Genomic DNA, 17,427 nt, shown 5'->3' on the forward strand with positions numbered 1-17,427 from the left:
CGGGGATCGACCCCGGCCGCCGTTTCGTGCCCGGGACGCATCAGCTGTCACAGTCGTCAAGGAGATCACGTTGAAGAGCACCGTCGAGCACCTGAGCCCGACGCGGGTACGGATCAACGTCGAGGTGCCGTTCGACGAGCTCAAGCCGAACTTCGACCGCGCATACCGCAAGCTCGCCAGCCAGGTCCGCATCCCGGGCTTCCGTCCGGGCAAGGCTCCCGCCAGGGTTATCGAGTCGCGCATCGGGCGCGCGCCGATCCTCGACGAGGTCGTCAACGAGGCCATCCCGGCCAAGTACATGGAGGCCCTCACCGCCGGTGAGGTGAAGGCGCTCGGTCAGCCGGACATCGAGGTCACCAAGCTCGAGGACGGCGACCACCTCGCCTTCACCGCCGAGGTCGACGTCCGCCCCGACCTCACCATCCCCGCCTTCGGCGAGTTCGCGGTCACCGTGGACGACCTGGAGCTCGAGGACAGCGAGGTCGACGAGCAGCTCGACGAGCTGCGCGCCCGCTTCGGCACCCTGACCGGCGCCGACCGCCCCGTCGAGACCGGCGACTTCGTCTCCATCGACCTCTCGGCCACCGTCGACGGCCAGGACGTCGAGGAGGCCAAGACGAGCGGCCTGTCCTACGAGGTCGGCTCCGGCGAGCTGATCGAGGGCATCGACGAGGCCCTGCTCGGTGCCGCCGTCGGCGAGACCAAGCACTTCACCACCACCCTGGTCGCGGGCGAGTACGCGGGCAAGGAAGCCGACGTCGCGGTCACCGTGCAGTCGGTCAAGGTGCGCGAGCTGCCCGAGGCCGACGACGACTTCGCCCAGCTGGCCAGCGAGTTCGACACCATCGACGAGCTGCGCGCCGACCTGCGCGAGCGCCTCACCCGGGTCAAGAAGATGCAGCAGGGCGTGCAGGCCCGCGACAAGGTCCTCGAGGCCCTGTTGGAGCAGGTCGACGTGCCGCTGCCGGAGAAGGTCGTCGAGGCCGAGGTCGACTCCCGCCAGCACGACGCCGTGCACTCGTTCGACCACGACCAGGACAAGCTCAACGAGTTCCTGGCCACCCAGGACCAGACCCGCGAGGACTTCGACACCGAGGTCCGCGCCGACGCCGAGAAGGCGGTCCGGACCCAGCTGATCCTGGACTCGATCGCCGAGTCCGAGCAGGTCCAGGTCAACGACGGCGAGCTGACCGAGCGGATCATCTACCAGGCGCAGCGCTTCGGTGTGAGCCCGGACGAGTACGTCCAGCGCGCGCAGCAGTCCGGCCAGCTCGGCGCCATCTTCGCCGACGTCCGCCGCGGCAAGGCGCTGGCCTCGGTCGTGCGCCAGGCCACGGTGACCGACGCCTCGGGCAACAAGGTCGATCTGGAAGAGCTTTTCGGCAAGGTCGAGGATGCGCCCGCCCCCGAGGTGGCCGCGGCCGAGTAGCCGAGGAAATAGCTTTGACGCTCTGAGCGAAAGTGGGCGGTGTCGGGAAGTCGGCGCCGCCCGCCTTCGTTAGTGTCGGTTACGAGATCACTGGTTCGTATGAATTTGGGAGAAGGCAGGCAGACGTGACGCAGCACCTCTCGCCCCACATGCGGTCCGCCACCGCGGGGCTCAACCTGAACGACTCGGTGTACGAGCGGCTGCTCCGTGAGCGCATCGTCTTCCTCGGCTCCGAGGTCGATGACGACATCGCCAACCGGATCACCGCGCAGCTGCTCCTGCTCGCGGCCGAGGACCCCGAGAAGGACATCACCTTCTACATCAACTCGCCGGGTGGATCGGTCACCGCGGGCATGGCGATCTACGACACGATGGAACTCATCGAGCCCGACGTGGCGACCTGGGGTATGGGCCTGGCGGCGTCCATGGGCCAGTTCCTGCTCGCCTCGGGCACCCCTGGCAAGCGCTACGCCCTGAAGCACGCGCGGATCATGATGCACCAGCCGTCCGCGGGTGTCGGCGGAACGGCGTCCGACATCGCCATCCGCGCGCAGGTCTACGCCAAGTGGAAGCACGAGATGGCGCTCATCACCGCCGAGCAGACCGGTCAGACCGTCGAGAAGATCACCGCCGACGCGGACCGCGACCGCTGGTTCACCGCCGAGGAGGCCAAGGAGTACGGCTTCATCGACCACGTGGTCGCCCGTGCGACGCAGGCCCCCAACACCAACTGACGGCCTCGCCGCGTTGCCACGGCTGATGAGCCAAGACAGGAGCTACTTGTGAGTGGAATGCAGCTTCCCCAGTCCCGCTACGTGCTGCCGTCGTTCGTCGAGCGCACGAGCTACGGGGTCAAGGAATCCAACCCGTACAACAAGCTGTTCGAAGAGCGGGTCATCTTCCTCGGCGTGCAGATCGACGACGCGTCGGCCAACGACGTCATGGCGCAGCTGATCTACCTGGAGTCGGCCGACCCCGACCGGGACATCACGATGTACATCAACTCCCCGGGTGGCTCGTTCACCTCGCTGATGGCCATCTACGACACGATGCAGTACGTGCGTCCCGACATCCAGACGTTCTGCCTGGGCCAGGCGGCCTCGGCGGCGGCGGTGCTGCTGGCGGCGGGCACCCCGGGCAAGCGGTTCGCCCTGCCCAACGCGCGGGTGATGATCCACCAGCCCTCCACCGAGGGTGTCTACGGTCAGGTCTCCGACCTGGAGATCCAGGCCGCCGAGATCCAGCGCGTGCGCCAGCTGCTGGAGATCACCCTGGCCCGCCACACCGGCAAGGACGAGGCCCAGGTCCGCTCCGACATCGAGCGCGACAAGATCCTCACCGCGGCCGAGGCGAAGGACTACGGCATCATCGATGAGGTCCTGCCGTACCGCAAGCTGTCGGCCAAGGGCTAGACCTTTCGACCCGGCGCGGACGAATTCAGCAAGAAAGTGACCGACACGCGGGGCCTTCTGGGCTTACCGTAGGTAGCTAGGGCTTTCGACCGGAATCGGCCGCGCCGGGTGCGGGATCTCCCGCTCCGCGGGGTTTGGCAGGTACCGTCGAGGGCAACGGACGGGCATGGGCCCGCACATCGGGTGAACGAACCCGAGGCGCGGGGGGTTCCCAGGCGCGGACGCCACACAGCAGGCGCACTCACCTGAGTGGGCCGGAGGGGACAAAGGTCAGCGGTCATGGCACGTATCGGTGACGGCGGAGACCTGCTCAAGTGCTCTTTCTGCGGAAAGAGCCAGAAGCAGGTGAAGAAGCTCATCGCCGGCCCCGGCGTCTACATCTGTGACGAGTGCATAGACCTGTGCAACGAGATCATCGAGGAGGAGCTGGCCGAGGCCGGCGACGTCAAACTCGATGAGCTCCCCAAGCCTGCCGAGATCCATGACTTCCTCGACAGCTATGTCATTGGCCAGGACGATGCCAAGCGTTCGCTCGCCGTGGCGGTATACAACCACTACAAGCGCATCCAGGCGGGCGACCGCGCCCGTCCCGAGGGCCGTGAGGGCCGGGAATCGCGCGAGGACACCGTCGAGCTGGCGAAGTCCAACATCCTCATGCTCGGCCCCACCGGCTGCGGCAAGACCTACCTCGCGCAGACGCTGGCGAAGCTGCTGAACGTTCCGTTCGCCATCGCCGACGCCACCGCGCTGACCGAGGCGGGCTACGTGGGCGAGGACGTCGAGAACATCCTGCTGAAGCTGATCCAGGCCGCCGACTACGACGTCAAGCGCGCCGAGACCGGCATCATCTACATCGACGAGGTCGACAAGATCGCCCGAAAGAGCGAAAATCCGTCGATCACCCGCGACGTGTCCGGTGAGGGCGTGCAGCAGGCGCTGCTGAAGATCCTCGAGGGCACCACTGCGAGCGTCCCGCCGCAGGGCGGCCGCAAGCACCCGCACCAGGAGTTCATCCAGATCGACACGACGAACGTGCTGTTCATCGTGGCGGGCGCCTTCGCCGGTCTGGAGCGCATCATCCAGGACCGCGTGGGCAAGCGCGGCCTGGGCTTCGGCGCGGAGATCCGCTCGAAGGCCGACATCGACAACGCGGACTTCTTCTCCGACACGATGCCGGAAGACCTGATCAAGTTCGGCCTGATCCCCGAGTTCATCGGGCGTCTGCCGGTCCTGGCCAGCGTCACCAACCTCGACAAGGAGTCCCTGGTCCAGATCTTGACCGCGCCGAAGAACGCGCTGGTCAAGCAGTACCAGAAGCTCTTCGAGATGGACGGCGTCGAGCTGGAGTTCACCCCCACCGCGCTCGAAGCGGTCGCCGACCAGGCGATCCTGCGCGGCACGGGTGCCCGAGGCCTGCGCGCGATCATGGAGGAAGTCCTGCAGTCGGTGATGTACGACATCCCGAGCCGCACGGACGTCGCCAAGGTCGTCATCACCGAGCAGACGGTCCGCGAGAACGTCAACCCGACCATCGTCTCCCGCCAACCTTCCCGACGGGAGCGCCGCGAGAAGTCCGCCTGACATGGGCGGCGACTGGCCTTATGTCTTGCTGCTGCACGGCCTCACCGGCTCGGGCCGCGGCCACTGGCAGGGCTGGCTCGCACACGAACTGGCCGACGCGGGCGCGTCGGTCGAGGTCCCGGTGTTCAGCGAACCCGACCACCCGTGTCTCGACACGTGGCTGGGCGAACTGAAACACCACCTCGAAGCCGCGCCCGCGAAGACCAAACGAGTCGTCATAGCCCAGGGCGTCGGCGCGGCACTGTGGCTCCACCACGCCGCCCGGACCCCACTGGACGACCACTCGCTGAGGGTGGACAACGTCCTCCTGGTAGCCCCACCCGGCGACTCCTGGCATGCCCCGGACGTCCGCGGCTTCACCCCAGTCCCCCTCGACGCAGCAGGCATCCGCCGTGCGGCCGGTTGGACCCAGTTGGCCACCGGCGAGGACGACGAGTGCCTGCCGGTGGACGAGGCGGTGAAGATGGCGGCGGAGCTGAAGATCGACCTGGACGTGATCCCAGCAGGCGGTGCCTTGGACACGAGGACCGGCTATGGCCCGTGGCCATCGGTCCTGGAGTGGATCCGCAACCGCCACACCCGCCTGACCGCAGTGGAACCCGCCTCCTGACGCAGAATCCCGCTTCCTGCCGCAGAGCAGGGCGGCCATAGCAGGCAAACGGCCAAATAGAGCAGCCTGTGTCTGGCGATCAACGCGCGATCTGGACAGCAGCCCCATCCCGTGAACGCAAGTGGCCATCCTGATGGCCTGTTTCTGGTGGTCAACGCGCTTCAAAAGCGGTCCCACCCCCTGAACGCAACGGGCCAGCACCAACGGCCTGTTTGGGTGGTTCGCCTTGATTTGGGGTGAAATGGGCCTAAACTTCCTGCGCGGGTGGGTTTCACCTCCCCACCCTCTTTGCCCGCGCAGGCCCATTTCTAGGGGTCCCCAAATCAAGGCGAACCACCCAAACAGGCACCACAACGCGAGCGAACAAGCAGGTCAGGCCTTGCGGCTCACAGCAGGAGCATGCCGCCCCAAGAACCCCAAAACATCCGGCACAATCCGCCGATAAAACCCATCCCCATGCCCCCCAGGCCCCATGTACCCAACCTCAGGAGAAGCCAGCCGAATAAACTTCCGAGTCCCTTCAATAAAATGATCCTCAGTCCCACACCAAACACCCACAGGAACACGCCCAAGCTTCTCCACATTGCGCAGAGGATCGAGCGACGCCCATTCCTGAGTGCTCTTGAACGCCCGCCGAGTACTCATCTCACGCCACGACATCAGCAGCCCAGGCGAGATCGCCGCGACGGCGGACAGTGGGACGCGCATCTCTTCACGCCGGCGGGCATAAAGCAAAGCCCCAAACCCGCCCATAGACACCCCGGCGCACGCGAACGGCGTCCCAGTGGCATCCCCAAGTCCCCGAGCCCGCAACCACCGCGGAACCTCCTCGAGCAACATCGCCATCGCGTTGTCGCCGACCCGGTTCTCGTGCCAGTAGTTGTTGCCGCCGTCCACGGCGATGAACCCGAACGGCGGTAGCGTCCCCGCCGCCACGCCACGGGCAAGGGCGGCGGGCAGTCCGGTGGGGGCGGCGTGGCGGGCGCGGCCGTGCAGGCCGTGCAGGAGCACGCACATCGGCAGGTTCTTGGTCGGCAGCTGGGCGGGCAGGATGGTCACGACGTCGACGTCTTGGCCGCGGGCAGCGGAGAACACCCGGTCGGTGCGCACCAGCGGCTCCGGCGCGGCCCCGGTGGTCACGAGGTCCAGCCACGGCAGCGACCCAGAGACCACCCCGGTCGCCGCCAAGCCGGCGGCGCCCGCGATCAGCAGTGACCGGCGGCTGAGCCCTGGTCTTCCCCCGTCCCCCATGCGTCCCCCTCCGACGGACTGCCTTCTCCCCTTAGACGTACCAAGTCAGGCATTCGGTGGCCTGTCAGACGCCTTCGATCACCCCATCGTGAGGGTGAACTCGAACGTTTCTCGGTTCACTGCTCCGAGAGTGCACCAAGATCGCTACGGAGCGCACCCGAACCGGCAACAAGATCGTTAACTGATCACTGACCGCGACCGCAGTGCGTCGACCTTCGAGGCCGGGTAGCCGAGCCAGTCGAGGACCGCGTCGGTGTGTTGTCCCAGCGTCGGGACGGGTGCGGGGTCCCAGGTCCAGGTGTCGGCGTCGACTGGCGGGCGAAGCATGGGCACCGAGCCGCCCGGTACCGGGACGGTCGACCAGCGGTCGCGGGCGACCAGCTGCGGGTGCGATGTCAGTTCGGTCACACCCCGTGTCCGGGCGGCCGGGACGTCGGCGGCGTCGAGCGCGGCGAGCAGGGTGTCGGCGTCGACGGCGTCGAACGACGGCTGCAGTTCGGCGTGCAGATCGGCCCGGTGCGCGACCCGGTCGGACACCGTCCGGTACCGGGGGTGGTCGGCCAGCTCGGGCCGCCCGATGACCGACGCGCACAGCCGCCGCCACTGCCCGTCGTTCTGCACGGCCAGGTGGACCGCGCCGCCGTCCCCGCAGGCGAACGGCCCGTACGGGGCGATGGTCGGGTGGTGCGCGCCGTGCCTGCCGGGCGACGAGCCGGTGCCGTGCGCGTACAGCGCGGGCTGGTGCATCCACTCGGCGAGCGCCTCCATCAGCGTCAGCCGCAGCGTCGCCCCCTCACCGGTCCGCCCCCGTCGCACCAGCGCGGCCAGCACTGCGGCGTGCAGCTGGACGCCCGCGGCGATGTCGGCCACGGAGATCCCGGCCCGCGCCATCGACGGCCCGTCGCCGGTCGTCGCGACCAGCCCGGTCTCGGACTGGATGAGCGCGTCGAACGCCTTGCGCTCGCCGTACGGCCCGCCCTCGCCGTAGGACGACAGCTCGGCGGCGATCAACCCGGGATGGCGCGCGCGAACGGTATCCACGTCGAGCCCGAGGCGGCGGGCGGCGCCGGGGGAGAGGTTGCACATCACCACGTCGGCGCGCGAGAGCAGCTCCTCGACGATCGCCAGCCCATCGGCCTGTTTGAGGTCGACCGCCACCGACTCCTTGCCGACGTTGGTCCACGCGAAGTAGCTCGACACGTCGCCGCACGAGCTGTCGTAGTCGCGGGCGAAGTCGCCGGACCCCGGCCGCTCGATCTTGATCACCCGGGCGCCCAGGTCGGCCAGCAGCCGGGTCGCGTAGGGCACGGCCACCGCCTGCTCCAGGCTGATCACGACCATCCCGTCGAGCGGCTTCACCCGATCCGCCCGACGCCCGCGTACACGTTCATGGCCGAGTCGCGCAGGAACCCGATCAGCGTCATCCCCTGCTCCTCGGCCAGGTCGGCCGCCAGCGACGACGGCGCCGACACGGCCGCGAGCACCGGCACCCCGGCCATCGCCGCCTTCTGTACCAGCTCGAACGACGTCCGCCCGGACACCATCAGCACCATCCCGCGCAGCGGCACCCGGTCGGCCAGCAGGGCCCACCCGAGCACCTTGTCGACGGCGTTGTGCCTGCCCACGTCCTCGCGGACCACCAGCGCCTCCCCGGACGCGGTGAACAGCCCCGCCGCGTGCAGCCCGCCGGTGCTCTCGAAGACCTTCTGCTGCTCCCGAAGCTGTCCCGGCAGCGTGTGCAGGACATCGGCGGCGACCGTCACGTCGTCCTCGGCCGGCGAGAACCGCGTCCGCAGCCGCACCGCGTCGAGCGCGGCCTTGCCGCAGACCCCGCAGGACGAAGTCGTGTAGAAGTTCCGCTCCACCCCGACCTCGGGCGCGGGCACCCCGTCGGCCAAGGCGACGTCGAGGACGTTGTAGGTGTTGCGCCCGTCCGCGTCGGCCCCGTCGCAGTACCGCGCGACGGAGACGTCCTCGCGGCCGCCGATCACGCCCTCGGTGAGCAGGAAGCCGTGCGCCAGCTCCACATCGTGTCCCGGCGTGCGCATCGTGACCGCCAGCGCCCGCCCGCCGACCCGAAGCTCCAGCGGCTCCTCCGCGGCCAGCGCGTCCGGCCGCGTGCGCCGCCCGTCGGCGCTCAGCCGCACCACAGACCTGCGCACCGTGACTCGTCCCATGCCACCAGCCTAAGGAAGGCCATCCTCGACGCCTGCGCCCGTCGGGGATGGCCTTCCGGTGCGGACCGCTCAGGTCACAGCCGCTGCCAGAGCGCCGGGACGTTGGGCGGTTCCCACCCAGGCTGGGACGTGTGTCCCTGCCAGCACTTGTAGCTCGCCCCGCCGTAGGTGACCTGGGCGCCCGCCGCGTACGCGACGTGGGGCGCCCACGTGCCGCCCGGTGGGACGGTGGTGGTGGTCGGCGAGGTCGTGCCGGTCGGCGGGGTGGTGGTGCTGGTCGGCGGGGTGCCGGTCACGGTCAGCCGCAGGCCGTAGACGCTGAGGATCTCGTTGACCGGCTGGAAGTAGATCGTCCCGCCGGAGGTGCAGTTGCCCGAACCGCCGGACGTGACGCCCTGGGCCTGGTCGCCGGTGAGCCAGGAGCCACCGGAGTCGCCCGGTTCGGCGCAGGCGTTGGTCCTGGTCAGGCCGGTGATCGTGCCTTCGGGGTAGGTGACGGAGGCGTTCTTCTGCTGGATGGTGCCGCAGCGCCAGCCGGTGGTGGAGCCCGAGCGGCACACCGACGCGCCGACCGGGGCCTCGGTGGAGCCCGCGACCGGGACCGTGCCCGGGTAGCGGTTGACCAGCGGCCGCGGGGTGTTGCCCGCCGCCGCCCGCACCCAGGCGTAGTCGTTGCCGGGGAAGCTCGACCCGACGACCGTCCCGCTGGGGTTGGAGGTGGCGGTGCCCGCGCGCCCGCAGTGGCCCGCGGTGACGAAGCCGCCTTCGACGGCGAAGCCGATCGAGCAGCGGCCGCTGCCGAAGGTGTAGGCGTTGCCGCCGATGATGTCGATCATCGGCTTGGGCGACTCCGTGGACGCCTCGACCCGGACCGCATCGACACCGTTCGCACCCGCCCACGCTTTCGCCGCGTCCTGGCTGCCTTGCTTGGCCAGGACGACGACGGAGTTGGTGGTGACGTCGACGTACCAGCCCGGCACGCCCGCGGGCGCGGACTTCGCCGCTGTGTCGAGCCGGTCCTTGAGGGCGCCGAGCTGGGCTTCGCTGCGTGCGACGGTCTGCGGGATCGCGCCGAGGGCACGGACCTGGTCGGCCTTGGTCTGGTCGGTCACCGCGACGATGAAGCGGGTCGCGTCGCCGTTGAGCCAGGCGCCGCCGAAGGACGCGCCGAGCCGGGCCCGCAGGGCGGCCTCGGTCTGGGCGGCGACCTTCTCCCGGCCGAGGCGCTGCCGGGCTTGCTCCGGGGTGATGTGCAGGTCTCGGGCGAGTGCGGCCTCCATGGACGTGTCCGCCGCGGCGGACGGTGTGCTGAGCGCGACGGCGGTGGTGAAGCCGGCCACGCTGAGTGCCGCCAACGCGGCGGCGGTGATCTTTCGGTTCATCCGCTCTCCAAGGCAGGGTGAGGTGGGACGCTCCGAGCTAAGCCCTCCACCGCCATAATTGGTACATACCAATCTGGTCATACCGTTAAAGTCCGAAGGGTGAACAGGGACAGCTACGACGTCGTCGTTGTCGGCGGTGGGCACAACGCGCTGGTCGCGGCGGCCTACCTGGCCAAAGCCGGGCGCTCGGTGGTGGTGCTGGAACGCCTGGGCCACACCGGTGGCGCCGCGGTGAGCGCGAGCCCGTTCCCCGGGGTGTGGCTCTCGCGCTACTCGTACCTGGTGAGCCTGCTGCCGGACCGGATCGTGGCGGACTTGGGTCTGCGGCTGGATCTGCGCTCCCGTGCGGTGTCCTCGTACACCCCGACCGTCCGCGACGGCCGCGCCACCGGCCTGCTGGTCGAGCGCGATCCCGGACGGGTGACCGCGGCGTCGTTCCGCGCGCTGACCGGCTCGGACGCCGAATTCGGGCGCTGGCAGGAGTTCTACGGCGACCTCGCCCGGGTGGCCCGCGCGCTTGCGCCGACAATGCTCGACCCGCTCCCATCCGCGGCGGCGGCCCGCGACCTGGTAGTCGGGGCGGCAGGGGAGAAGGTCTGGCGGCAGATTTTCGAACGCCCGCTGGGGGAGGCGATCGAGGAGACCTTCACCGACGACCTGGTGCGCGGCGTCGTCGCCACCGACGCCCTCATCGGCACGCACACGTCGCTCGGGTCACCGGACCTGTTGGCCAACCGGTGTTTCCTCTACCACCTGATCGGCAACGCGACGGGGGAGTGGCGGGTTCCGGTCGGCGGCATGGGTGCGGTCACCGGAGAACTCCTGCGCGTGGCGCGGGAAGCGGGCGCCGAGATCGTGACCGGCGCTGAGGTGACGAGGGTGGACGCGGACGGCAAGTCAGCCGAAGTCACCGTTGGAGGCCGTGTGATCGGCGCGGGGTTTGTCCTGTCGGGGGTGGCGCCCGCCGTACTCGACCGGCTGCGGGGACGCCCGGCGGTATCGCCTGTCGGCGCCCAGTTGAAGATCAACCTGCTGTTGGACCGGCTGCCGCGGCTGCGTTCCGGCGTCGACCCGCGGCAGGCGTTCGCGGGGACGTTCCACCTTGATGAGTCCTATGTGGAGCTGGAGAGCGCCTACCAACTCAGCCTTTCCGGGAAGGTGCCGGAATTTCCGCCGGGCGAGATGTACTGCCACACGCTCACCGACCCGTCCATCCTGGCACCGGAACTCGCCGCGAGCGGGGCCCACACGCTGACGTTGTTCGGGCTGCAGTTGCCGCCCGCCCTGTTCGCCGACGACACCATGTGCGGCGAACTGGTCGATCGCTTCGCGGCGGGGTTGGACCGGCACCTACTCGACCCGATCGCCGACTGCGTGGCCCGTGACGCTGACGGAAATCCCTGCGTCGAGGCGCGAACACCGCTCGACCTCGAGGAGGAACTGCGGATGCCGGGCGGAAACATCTTCCACGGGGATTTGTCGTGGCCGTTCGCCGACGAAGGGGGCTGGGGCGTGGAGACCGATGTGCCGAACCTGTTCGTGTGCGGCAGCGGTGCTCGGCGTGGTGGCGGGGTGAGCGGGATTGGCGGTCACAACGCGGCGATGGCGGTGCTCGGGGGTTGAACTGGTTCGCGGGTTTTCGTTAGTGGGTGCCGCGCTCGGATGGTTCGCGGGTTTCGTTGGTGGGTGCCTGTTTGGGTGGTTCGCCTTGATTCGGGGACCCCTCGAAATGGGGCTGTGCGGGTCAAAAGGCGGGGCAAAGGAACCCCACCCGCACCACGAGTTTAGCCCCATTTCCCCCGAATCAAGGCGAACCACCCAAACAGGCCGTTCCGTTAGCCCCCTTGCGTTCGGGGTCCTAGGGCCCTTGGGGCCCTGGGCCCTGGGGGATCAATCGAGAGGCTGTCGGAAAAGGCTTGTTGGGATCGACCGTTGCGCAATTCGGTGGTATTCCGGGCGGTGTGTCGGCGGCCGGTCCGCGCGTTGGCGGTCGTGGCGCGGTGATGGCAGTGTTTGTCCGATGAGTAAAGCGACGGTCGTGGCGCTGGCCTACCTGGCCCTGGTCGCCCTGGTGTGTGTGGTCACGGTCGTGGTCGCCGCGGCAGGCGACTCCGAGTCGATGGTCGGCGTGTGGTGCGTCTTCGTCACGATGCCGGTGTCCCTGCTGGTGGTCCAGGCCGCGGGCGCGATCGGCTACTGGCCGGTGGTGGTCATCTCCGCGTTCGTGCAGGCGGCCGTGATCTGGTTCGTCGTGCGGGCGCTCACAAAGAGGTCCGTCGCGTCCTGATCTCGATCACTCTTCACCGGGGTCTCCTGGGTTGCGGTGTGATCTGCGGCGCACTGGAAGCGGGCATTTTCGGGGCTGTGCCGTGGTTGACTCCAACGTCCCAAGACCACGGGGAGAGGAACCCTAACGATGTCGGCACCCAGCACGCTCACCATGTACTCGACGACCTGGTGCGGGTACTGCCGCAGGCTCAAGACGCTGCTCTCCGCCGACGGCATCGAGTACGTCGAGGTCGACATCGAGGAGACCCCCGGCGCAGCCGACTTCGTGATGCAGGTCAACGGGGGCAACCAGACCGTCCCCACCCTGCACTTCCCGAACGGTGCCGCGCTGACCAACCCGAGCCTCGCCGAGGTCAAGGCGCAGCTGGCGGCGTAGTTCCCTCCAGTCGGATGACGATGGACTTCGACGTCGGCGTGTTGGACGTGTCGGCGGTGGAGTCCAGTGGCACCAGCGAGTTCGCCTCCGGGAAGTACGCCGCGGCGCATCCGCGGGCCGTGGGGTAGGACACCACCCGGAACCGCTCGGCCCGCCGTTCGCGGTCGGGCCACTCGCCGATCAGGTCGACCAGCTGACCGTCCTCGAATCCGAGGGCGGTCAGGTCGTCCGGGTTCACCAGGACCACGCGCCGGGCGTCCTTGATGCCGCGGTAGCGGTCGTCGAGGCCGTAGATCGTGGTGTTGTACTGGTCATGGCTGCGCAGCGTCTGCAGCAGCAGCCTGCCTTCGGGCACGAACGGCACGGTCAGCTCGTTCGCGGTGAACGCCGCCTTCCCGCTCCTCGTGCCGGTGAACTCGCGGGCGTCGCGCGGCGCGTGGGGCAGGACGAAGCCATCGGGCTCCCGCACCCGCTCGTTGTAGGACTCGCAACCGGGCACGACCCGGGAGATCCTTTCGCGGATCAGGTCGTAGTCGCGCGGGAAGTCCGTCCACGGCACCGGATGCCCAGGCCCGAGTAGTGCGTCGGCGATACCGCACACGATGTCCACTTCGGACCGGAGGTGCTCGCTCGCCGGGTCCAAGCGACCCTCGGACCGGTGCACGACCGACATCGAGTCCTCGACCGTGACGAACTGGTCGCCGGACTCCTGGGTGTCGCGTTCCGTGCGCCCCCGCGTCGGCAGGATCAGAGCGGTCCGCCCATGCACGACGTGCGAGCGGTTCAGCTTGGTCGACACCTGCACGGTCAGGTCACACGACCGCAGGGCGGCTTCGGTGACCTCGGTGTCCGGTGTGGCGGCGGCGAAGTTGCCGCCGACAGCCACGAAGACCTTCGCGTTCCCGTCGCGCATCGCGCGTATCGCGGAGACGGTGTCGTGGCCGTGCGTGCGCGGGACTTCGATGCCGAACTCGGTTTCCAGCGCCGACAGGAACTTCTCCGGCATCTTCTCCCAGATGCCCATCGTCCGGTCGCCCTGCACATTCGAATGCCCGCGCACCGGGCACAGTCCCGCACCCGGTTTGCCGATCATTCCCCGCAGCAGCACCACGTTCGCGATCTCGCGGATCGTCGGCACCGAGTGCTTGTGCTGGGTCAGGCCCATCGCCCAGCAGACGATCGTGCGCTTCGAGTCGGCCATCATCCGGGCGACCTTCTCGATCTGCTCCCGCGCCATCCCGGTCGCGGCGACGACGACGTCCCAGTCGAGCTCGCGGACGCTCTCGGCGTACTCGGCGAACCCGATCGTGCGGTTGTCGACGAAGTCCTGGTCCACGACCGTGCCCGGGTTCGCAGCCTCCCAGGCGAGCAGCAGGTTCCCGATGGCCTGGAACAGTGCCTGGTCTCCGCCGATGCGGATCTGGCAGAACTCGTCGGCCAGCTCGGTGCCCTTCCCCAGCACCCCGCGCACGTTCTGCGGGTTCTTGAACCGCATCAAACCGGCCTCGGGCAGCGGATTCACCGCGATGATCTGGGCGCCCGCCCGCTTGGCCTTCTCCAGGGCGGTCAGCATCCGGGGATGGTTCGTGCCCGGGTTCTGACCGACGACGATGATCAGGTCGGCCAGCTCGAAGTCGGCCAGCGACACCGAGCCCTTGCCGACGCCGGTGGTCTCCGACAGCGCCGCGCCGGAGGACTCGTGGCACATGTTCGAGCAGTCCGGCAGGTTGTTCGTGCCGAACGAGCGCACCAGCAGTTGGTAGAGGAACGCGGCCTCGTTGCTGGTCCGGCCGGAGGTGTAGAACACCGCCTCGTCGGGCGTGGACAGCGCGCGCAGGCGTTCGGCGACCAGGGTGAACGCGTCGTCCCAGGAGATCGGCTCGTAGTGCGTCCCGCCCTCGCGCAACACCATCGGGTGAGTCAGTCGGCCTTGCCCGCCGAGCCAGTAGTCGGTGCGCTCGGCCAGGTCCGCCACCGCGTGCTCGGCGAAGAACTCCGGCCCGACCCGCCGCTTCGTGGCCTCCTCGGCGACCGCCTTCGCGCCGTTCTCGCAGAATTCGGCGGCATGCCGGTGCCCGGGTTCCGGCCAGGCGCAGCCCGGGCAGTCGAACCCGTCGCGCTGGTTGAGCAGGCGCAACGTCTTGGCCGTGCGCACCACACCCATCTGCTCGACACTGCGCTTCAGCGAGACCGCGACACCGGGGATCCCGGCGGCCCACTGCTTCGGGGTGGTCACGGACAGGTCGGACTCGTCGACGTCTTTGTCGGGGGACTGGCGCACCATGCGCCCATCCTCTGCCCCGCGGGGTAGGGATGCCATACGGTCGGAGCGCAAGTCACGCGAGGAGGCGAACGGATGCCCACAGCCGACGACCTGGCCACCGCCCTGAGCCGCGCCCGGGAGGCGTTCGAGGCGACCACCCGTGGCGGTGGCGCCGCCTGCGGGTCCGCTGCCGACGCCTACGCCGGGTTGCGGTCGGCGCTGCTCGCCGAACTCGACGTCTGCCTCGCGGTCCTGGACGGCGACGAATGAGCGGGCCGGTGCAGCTCACGTCGCTGGTACGCAACCTCAACGACCTCGGCGCGATGCTCAACCCCGTCAAGCTCGTGACGGTCGTGGCGAGCGTGGTCAACGAGATCAAGGAACCCCCGCCCGGCGACCCGGACGCCCTGGACGTCCTGGCAGCCGCTTACCGGGTCGCAGGCGCCACACTGACCCCGCTGGGGCCCCAGGTGGCCGCGCTGGGCGCTGAGCCGCTCCCCGCGACCGGCCGTGTCCTCGACCGGGTGGCCGCGACCATGACCGCCACCGGCGACACCCTCGCCGAGCTCGCCACGTCCGTCCGTGAACACCAGCGCAGGCACGCCGAGCTCCACCAGGCCCTCGCCGCCGCCGCGCACGACGCCACCCACGTCGGCTCCGTGCCGATGCCGGACCCGGTCGGGATCGCCAAGCTCGTCGGCGTCGTCGGCGACCTGATCAGCGGGTGCGTGGCCGTCTACACCGACGCCCTGACCGCCGCCGACCGCGCCGCGGGCAGGCTCACCGACCTGCGCGGCGCCGCCCGAGCCGCCGCGGCGGTCGACGGCGGGCTGTCCCCGAAGGACGCGGTCGCGCTCGCCGACATCGGGCTTGAGTCCGCCCGCTACGACCCCGGCCTGTTCGGGCTGACCCAGCTCGCCCGGCTGGGCGCGGCGAAGTCGGCGGAGGTGGCGGAGCTGCTGGCCTCCGCGTCCTCCGACGCGGAGCGCGCGTGGCTGTTCAAGGCGGTCGGCGCGGGCCATGGCGTCGAGGTCCTGCGCGGGTTCGCTGAGGCCATCCGCGGCCGGGACGAGACCTGGCTGCGGTCGCACCTGTCGCTGGTCGACCGGGGCGACGAGGCCGCGCAGAGCCGGATGGGCGTCGCCGTGCGCCAGTACGAGGCCACGACCTGCGGCACCACGGTCCTCATCGTCGCCCGCGCGGAACACGACCCGGTCTACGCCCTGACCCTCACCCGCGACGACTTCCAACCGGCTTTCGCCGCCGAGCGCGCGGTGGTCCACAACGAGACCAACGTCGTCTACCCGCAGGCCGTGGGCACCTCACCCAAGGGCGTCGCCGCCTACCTGACCCGACACCTCGGCACCCGGTACGACTGGCGGCTGGTCGACGACACCGACCGCCGCGAGATCTCCCGCACCCTGCGTGAGGTGATGGCCGCGGTCGACCAAGGGCACCCGGTGCCGCTGCTGGTCGGCGGGATCGTCCCGCGCCACTACGTCCTGGTCGTCGGGCACGAGCGCGGTGTCCTGCTGGTCTTCGAGCCCACCGCGGGCCGCACCGTCGCGGTCCCGGAACAGGCGTTCCTCGACGGCGACCTCAAATCCGCCCTCGGCTTCGACCACGTCCAGTCCGCGATCCTGCCGAGCTAGCTCGGGCAGCCGCTCTCAGCGGGCAGCGGAGCGGTGGGGTCGAAGTACGTGTCGCGGTCGCGGCGGGGCACCCGGTGGATCTTGTCGCCGTCGCGGAACGCCGGGGCGAGGAAGCCCTTCTTGTACTCCACGCACGAGATCGAATAGCCGTAGCCGCCGACGCCGCCGTACCAGAGGCCCTGGCTGCCCGCGGTCCACCGGCCACCGGAGCGCAGCACATAGTCGACCTCGGCGCGGACCACGACGACGCTGTCCATCGGGTCGTTGGTCTTGGGGCCCTCGAAGGCGTAGGCGAACACGTAGTTGGTGTGCACCACCAGCTCACCCGGCCCACCGGCCTCGGTCCACATCCGGCCGTTGACCTTCGGCTCGACCGGCAGCAACGGGCTGCCCTTCGACACCAGGCTCACCAACGCCTGGGCCTGTGGCTCGTTGCCGGTGCCGAAAAGCGGCGCCAACTGCTTGCGCGCGTCCGGCGCGAGCAGCGCCAGGTACCGGGACGGGTCGTGCTGGACGAGCAACTGGGGGTCGAGCCTGCTCGCCACGAGGGCGTCGCGAACCAGTGCGGTGGCCGACGCGACCTGCTCCTTGGTGAACTCGCCGATCTGCATCGGCGGCGGCACGACGATCCCCGCGGCCCCGTCGACCCAACCCGAGGCGGGGGTGTGGTCGAACGGCCGGTTGGAGTCGTTGGTGAGGCGGTCGGAGATGACCGGCGGGGCCGCGGTCCCCGGCTCCTCGGTCTTGGCGAGCACCTTGTCGAACATGCCGACGCGGACCATCAGCATGAGCACGGCGACGATCGCCACGAGCACCATCGAGGTGACGAGCCAGCGCTCCACCTTGCGGCGGCGGGTGGCCCGCACCATCGCACGCACGTCGGCCCGCGCCGACGCCCGCACACGGTCGCGCCACTCGGCGTCTCGCAACGCCGCGTGATCGCCGAACTCACGTTGGTCCACCGGCCCCCCAAGGGCGCTCCAGAACCGTTCCCGGCCTGGTTCG

General features: G+C 69.5%; 16 protein-coding genes. 10 read left to right on the top strand and 6 right to left on the bottom strand.

Features of this window, described 5'->3' with window-relative positions; translation table 11 throughout:
- The first annotated feature begins 70 nt into the window (after positions 1-70).
- The 5 genes from tig (at position 71) to C8E96_RS17220 (ending at position 5,032) form a co-directional block, all read left to right on the top strand.
- A complete protein-coding gene (tig, locus tag C8E96_RS17200) occupies positions 71-1,429 on the top strand; it encodes a trigger factor (protein WP_091372675.1) in 1,359 nt (452 codons plus the stop codon).
- 125 nt (positions 1,430-1,554) lie between these two features.
- Positions 1,555-2,163 carry an ATP-dependent Clp protease proteolytic subunit gene (locus tag C8E96_RS17205; RefSeq protein WP_091372671.1) on the top strand — a complete coding sequence of 203 codons (609 nt, stop codon included), beginning with the start codon at positions 1,555-1,557 and terminating at the stop codon, positions 2,161-2,163.
- A gap of 57 nt (positions 2,164-2,220) precedes the next feature.
- A complete protein-coding gene (locus tag C8E96_RS17210) occupies positions 2,221-2,841 on the top strand; it encodes an ATP-dependent Clp protease proteolytic subunit (RefSeq protein WP_091372667.1) in 621 nt (206 codons plus the stop codon).
- A 279-nt stretch (positions 2,842-3,120) separates the two neighbouring features.
- Positions 3,121-4,422, top strand: a complete 1,302-nt coding sequence (gene clpX / locus C8E96_RS17215) for an ATP-dependent Clp protease ATP-binding subunit ClpX (protein WP_091372663.1) — start codon at positions 3,121-3,123, stop codon at positions 4,420-4,422.
- 1 nt (position 4,423) lies between these two features.
- Entirely contained in the window at positions 4,424-5,032 is a 609-nt protein-coding gene (locus tag C8E96_RS17220; protein ID WP_091372659.1) for an RBBP9/YdeN family alpha/beta hydrolase, read from the top strand.
- A 372-nt stretch (positions 5,033-5,404) separates the two neighbouring features.
- Here the strand turns inward: C8E96_RS17220 and C8E96_RS17225 are convergent, their stop codons facing one another.
- The 4 genes from C8E96_RS17225 to C8E96_RS17240 all read right to left on the bottom strand — a co-directional run bounded on the left by C8E96_RS17225 (position 5,405) and on the right by C8E96_RS17240 (position 9,842).
- The gene (locus C8E96_RS17225) at positions 5,405-6,283 is read right to left on the bottom strand and encodes an alpha/beta hydrolase (protein ID WP_091372655.1); all 879 of its coding nucleotides are present in this window, start codon (positions 6,281-6,283) and stop codon (positions 5,405-5,407) included.
- Positions 6,284-6,460: 177 nt separating this feature from the next.
- Complete coding sequence (locus C8E96_RS17230; RefSeq protein ID WP_228769767.1) at positions 6,461-7,642, bottom strand: CaiB/BaiF CoA transferase family protein; 1,182 nt, start codon at positions 7,640-7,642, stop codon at positions 6,461-6,463.
- Positions 7,639-8,460, bottom strand: a complete 822-nt coding sequence (gene fdhD, locus C8E96_RS17235; protein ID WP_091372650.1) for a formate dehydrogenase accessory sulfurtransferase FdhD — start codon at positions 8,458-8,460, stop codon at positions 7,639-7,641. Before fdhD ends, C8E96_RS17230 begins: the two co-directional genes overlap by 4 nt.
- Positions 8,461-8,534: 74 nt before the next feature.
- Positions 8,535-9,842 carry an alpha-lytic protease prodomain-containing protein gene (locus C8E96_RS17240; protein ID WP_091372646.1) on the bottom strand — a complete coding sequence of 436 codons (1,308 nt, stop codon included), beginning with the start codon at positions 9,840-9,842 and terminating at the stop codon, positions 8,535-8,537.
- Positions 9,843-9,941: 99 nt separating this feature from the next.
- On the opposite strand from C8E96_RS17240, the gene C8E96_RS17245 reads away from it, so the two are divergent.
- The 3 genes from C8E96_RS17245 (at position 9,942) to C8E96_RS17255 (ending at position 12,507) form a co-directional block, all read left to right on the top strand.
- The gene (locus tag C8E96_RS17245; protein ID WP_091372642.1) at positions 9,942-11,465 is read left to right on the top strand and encodes a phytoene desaturase family protein; all 1,524 of its coding nucleotides are present in this window, start codon (positions 9,942-9,944) and stop codon (positions 11,463-11,465) included.
- A gap of 397 nt (positions 11,466-11,862) precedes the next feature.
- Positions 11,863-12,129 (top strand): SCO4225 family membrane protein, encoded by a 267-nt coding sequence (locus tag C8E96_RS17250; RefSeq protein ID WP_133794542.1) that lies wholly within the window; start codon positions 11,863-11,865, stop codon positions 12,127-12,129.
- Between the two features lie 129 nt (positions 12,130-12,258).
- On the top strand, positions 12,259-12,507 hold the full coding sequence (locus C8E96_RS17255; RefSeq protein ID WP_091372633.1) for a mycoredoxin: 249 nt from the start codon (positions 12,259-12,261) through the stop codon (positions 12,505-12,507).
- On the opposite strand, the gene C8E96_RS17260 is transcribed toward C8E96_RS17255, so the two are convergent.
- Positions 12,485-14,791: an FdhF/YdeP family oxidoreductase gene (locus C8E96_RS17260; RefSeq protein WP_091372629.1), complete on the bottom strand. Its 2,307-nt coding sequence runs from the start codon at positions 14,789-14,791 to the stop codon at positions 12,485-12,487. The two genes, C8E96_RS17255 and C8E96_RS17260, sit on opposite strands and share 23 nt — an antisense overlap.
- Before the next feature lie 72 nt (positions 14,792-14,863).
- Between C8E96_RS17260 and C8E96_RS33335 the strand changes: the two genes are divergently transcribed.
- Positions 14,864-15,040 carry a hypothetical protein gene (locus tag C8E96_RS33335; RefSeq protein ID WP_166658031.1) on the top strand — a complete coding sequence of 59 codons (177 nt, stop codon included), beginning with the start codon at positions 14,864-14,866 and terminating at the stop codon, positions 15,038-15,040.
- Between the two features lie 8 nt (positions 15,041-15,048).
- Positions 15,049-16,422 (top strand): hypothetical protein, encoded by a 1,374-nt coding sequence (locus C8E96_RS17265; RefSeq protein WP_091574696.1) that lies wholly within the window; start codon positions 15,049-15,051, stop codon positions 16,420-16,422.
- On the opposite strand, the gene C8E96_RS17270 is transcribed toward C8E96_RS17265, so the two are convergent.
- The gene (locus tag C8E96_RS17270) at positions 16,419-17,384 is read right to left on the bottom strand and encodes a hypothetical protein (protein ID WP_091372618.1); all 966 of its coding nucleotides are present in this window, start codon (positions 17,382-17,384) and stop codon (positions 16,419-16,421) included. The genes C8E96_RS17265 and C8E96_RS17270 overlap by 4 nt on opposite strands.
- Positions 17,385-17,427 lie beyond the last annotated feature (43 nt).

It is taken from the genome of Actinokineospora alba, assembly GCF_004362515.1.
In the GTDB taxonomy this organism is placed as follows: Bacteria; Actinomycetota; Actinomycetes; order Mycobacteriales; family Pseudonocardiaceae; genus Actinokineospora; species Actinokineospora alba.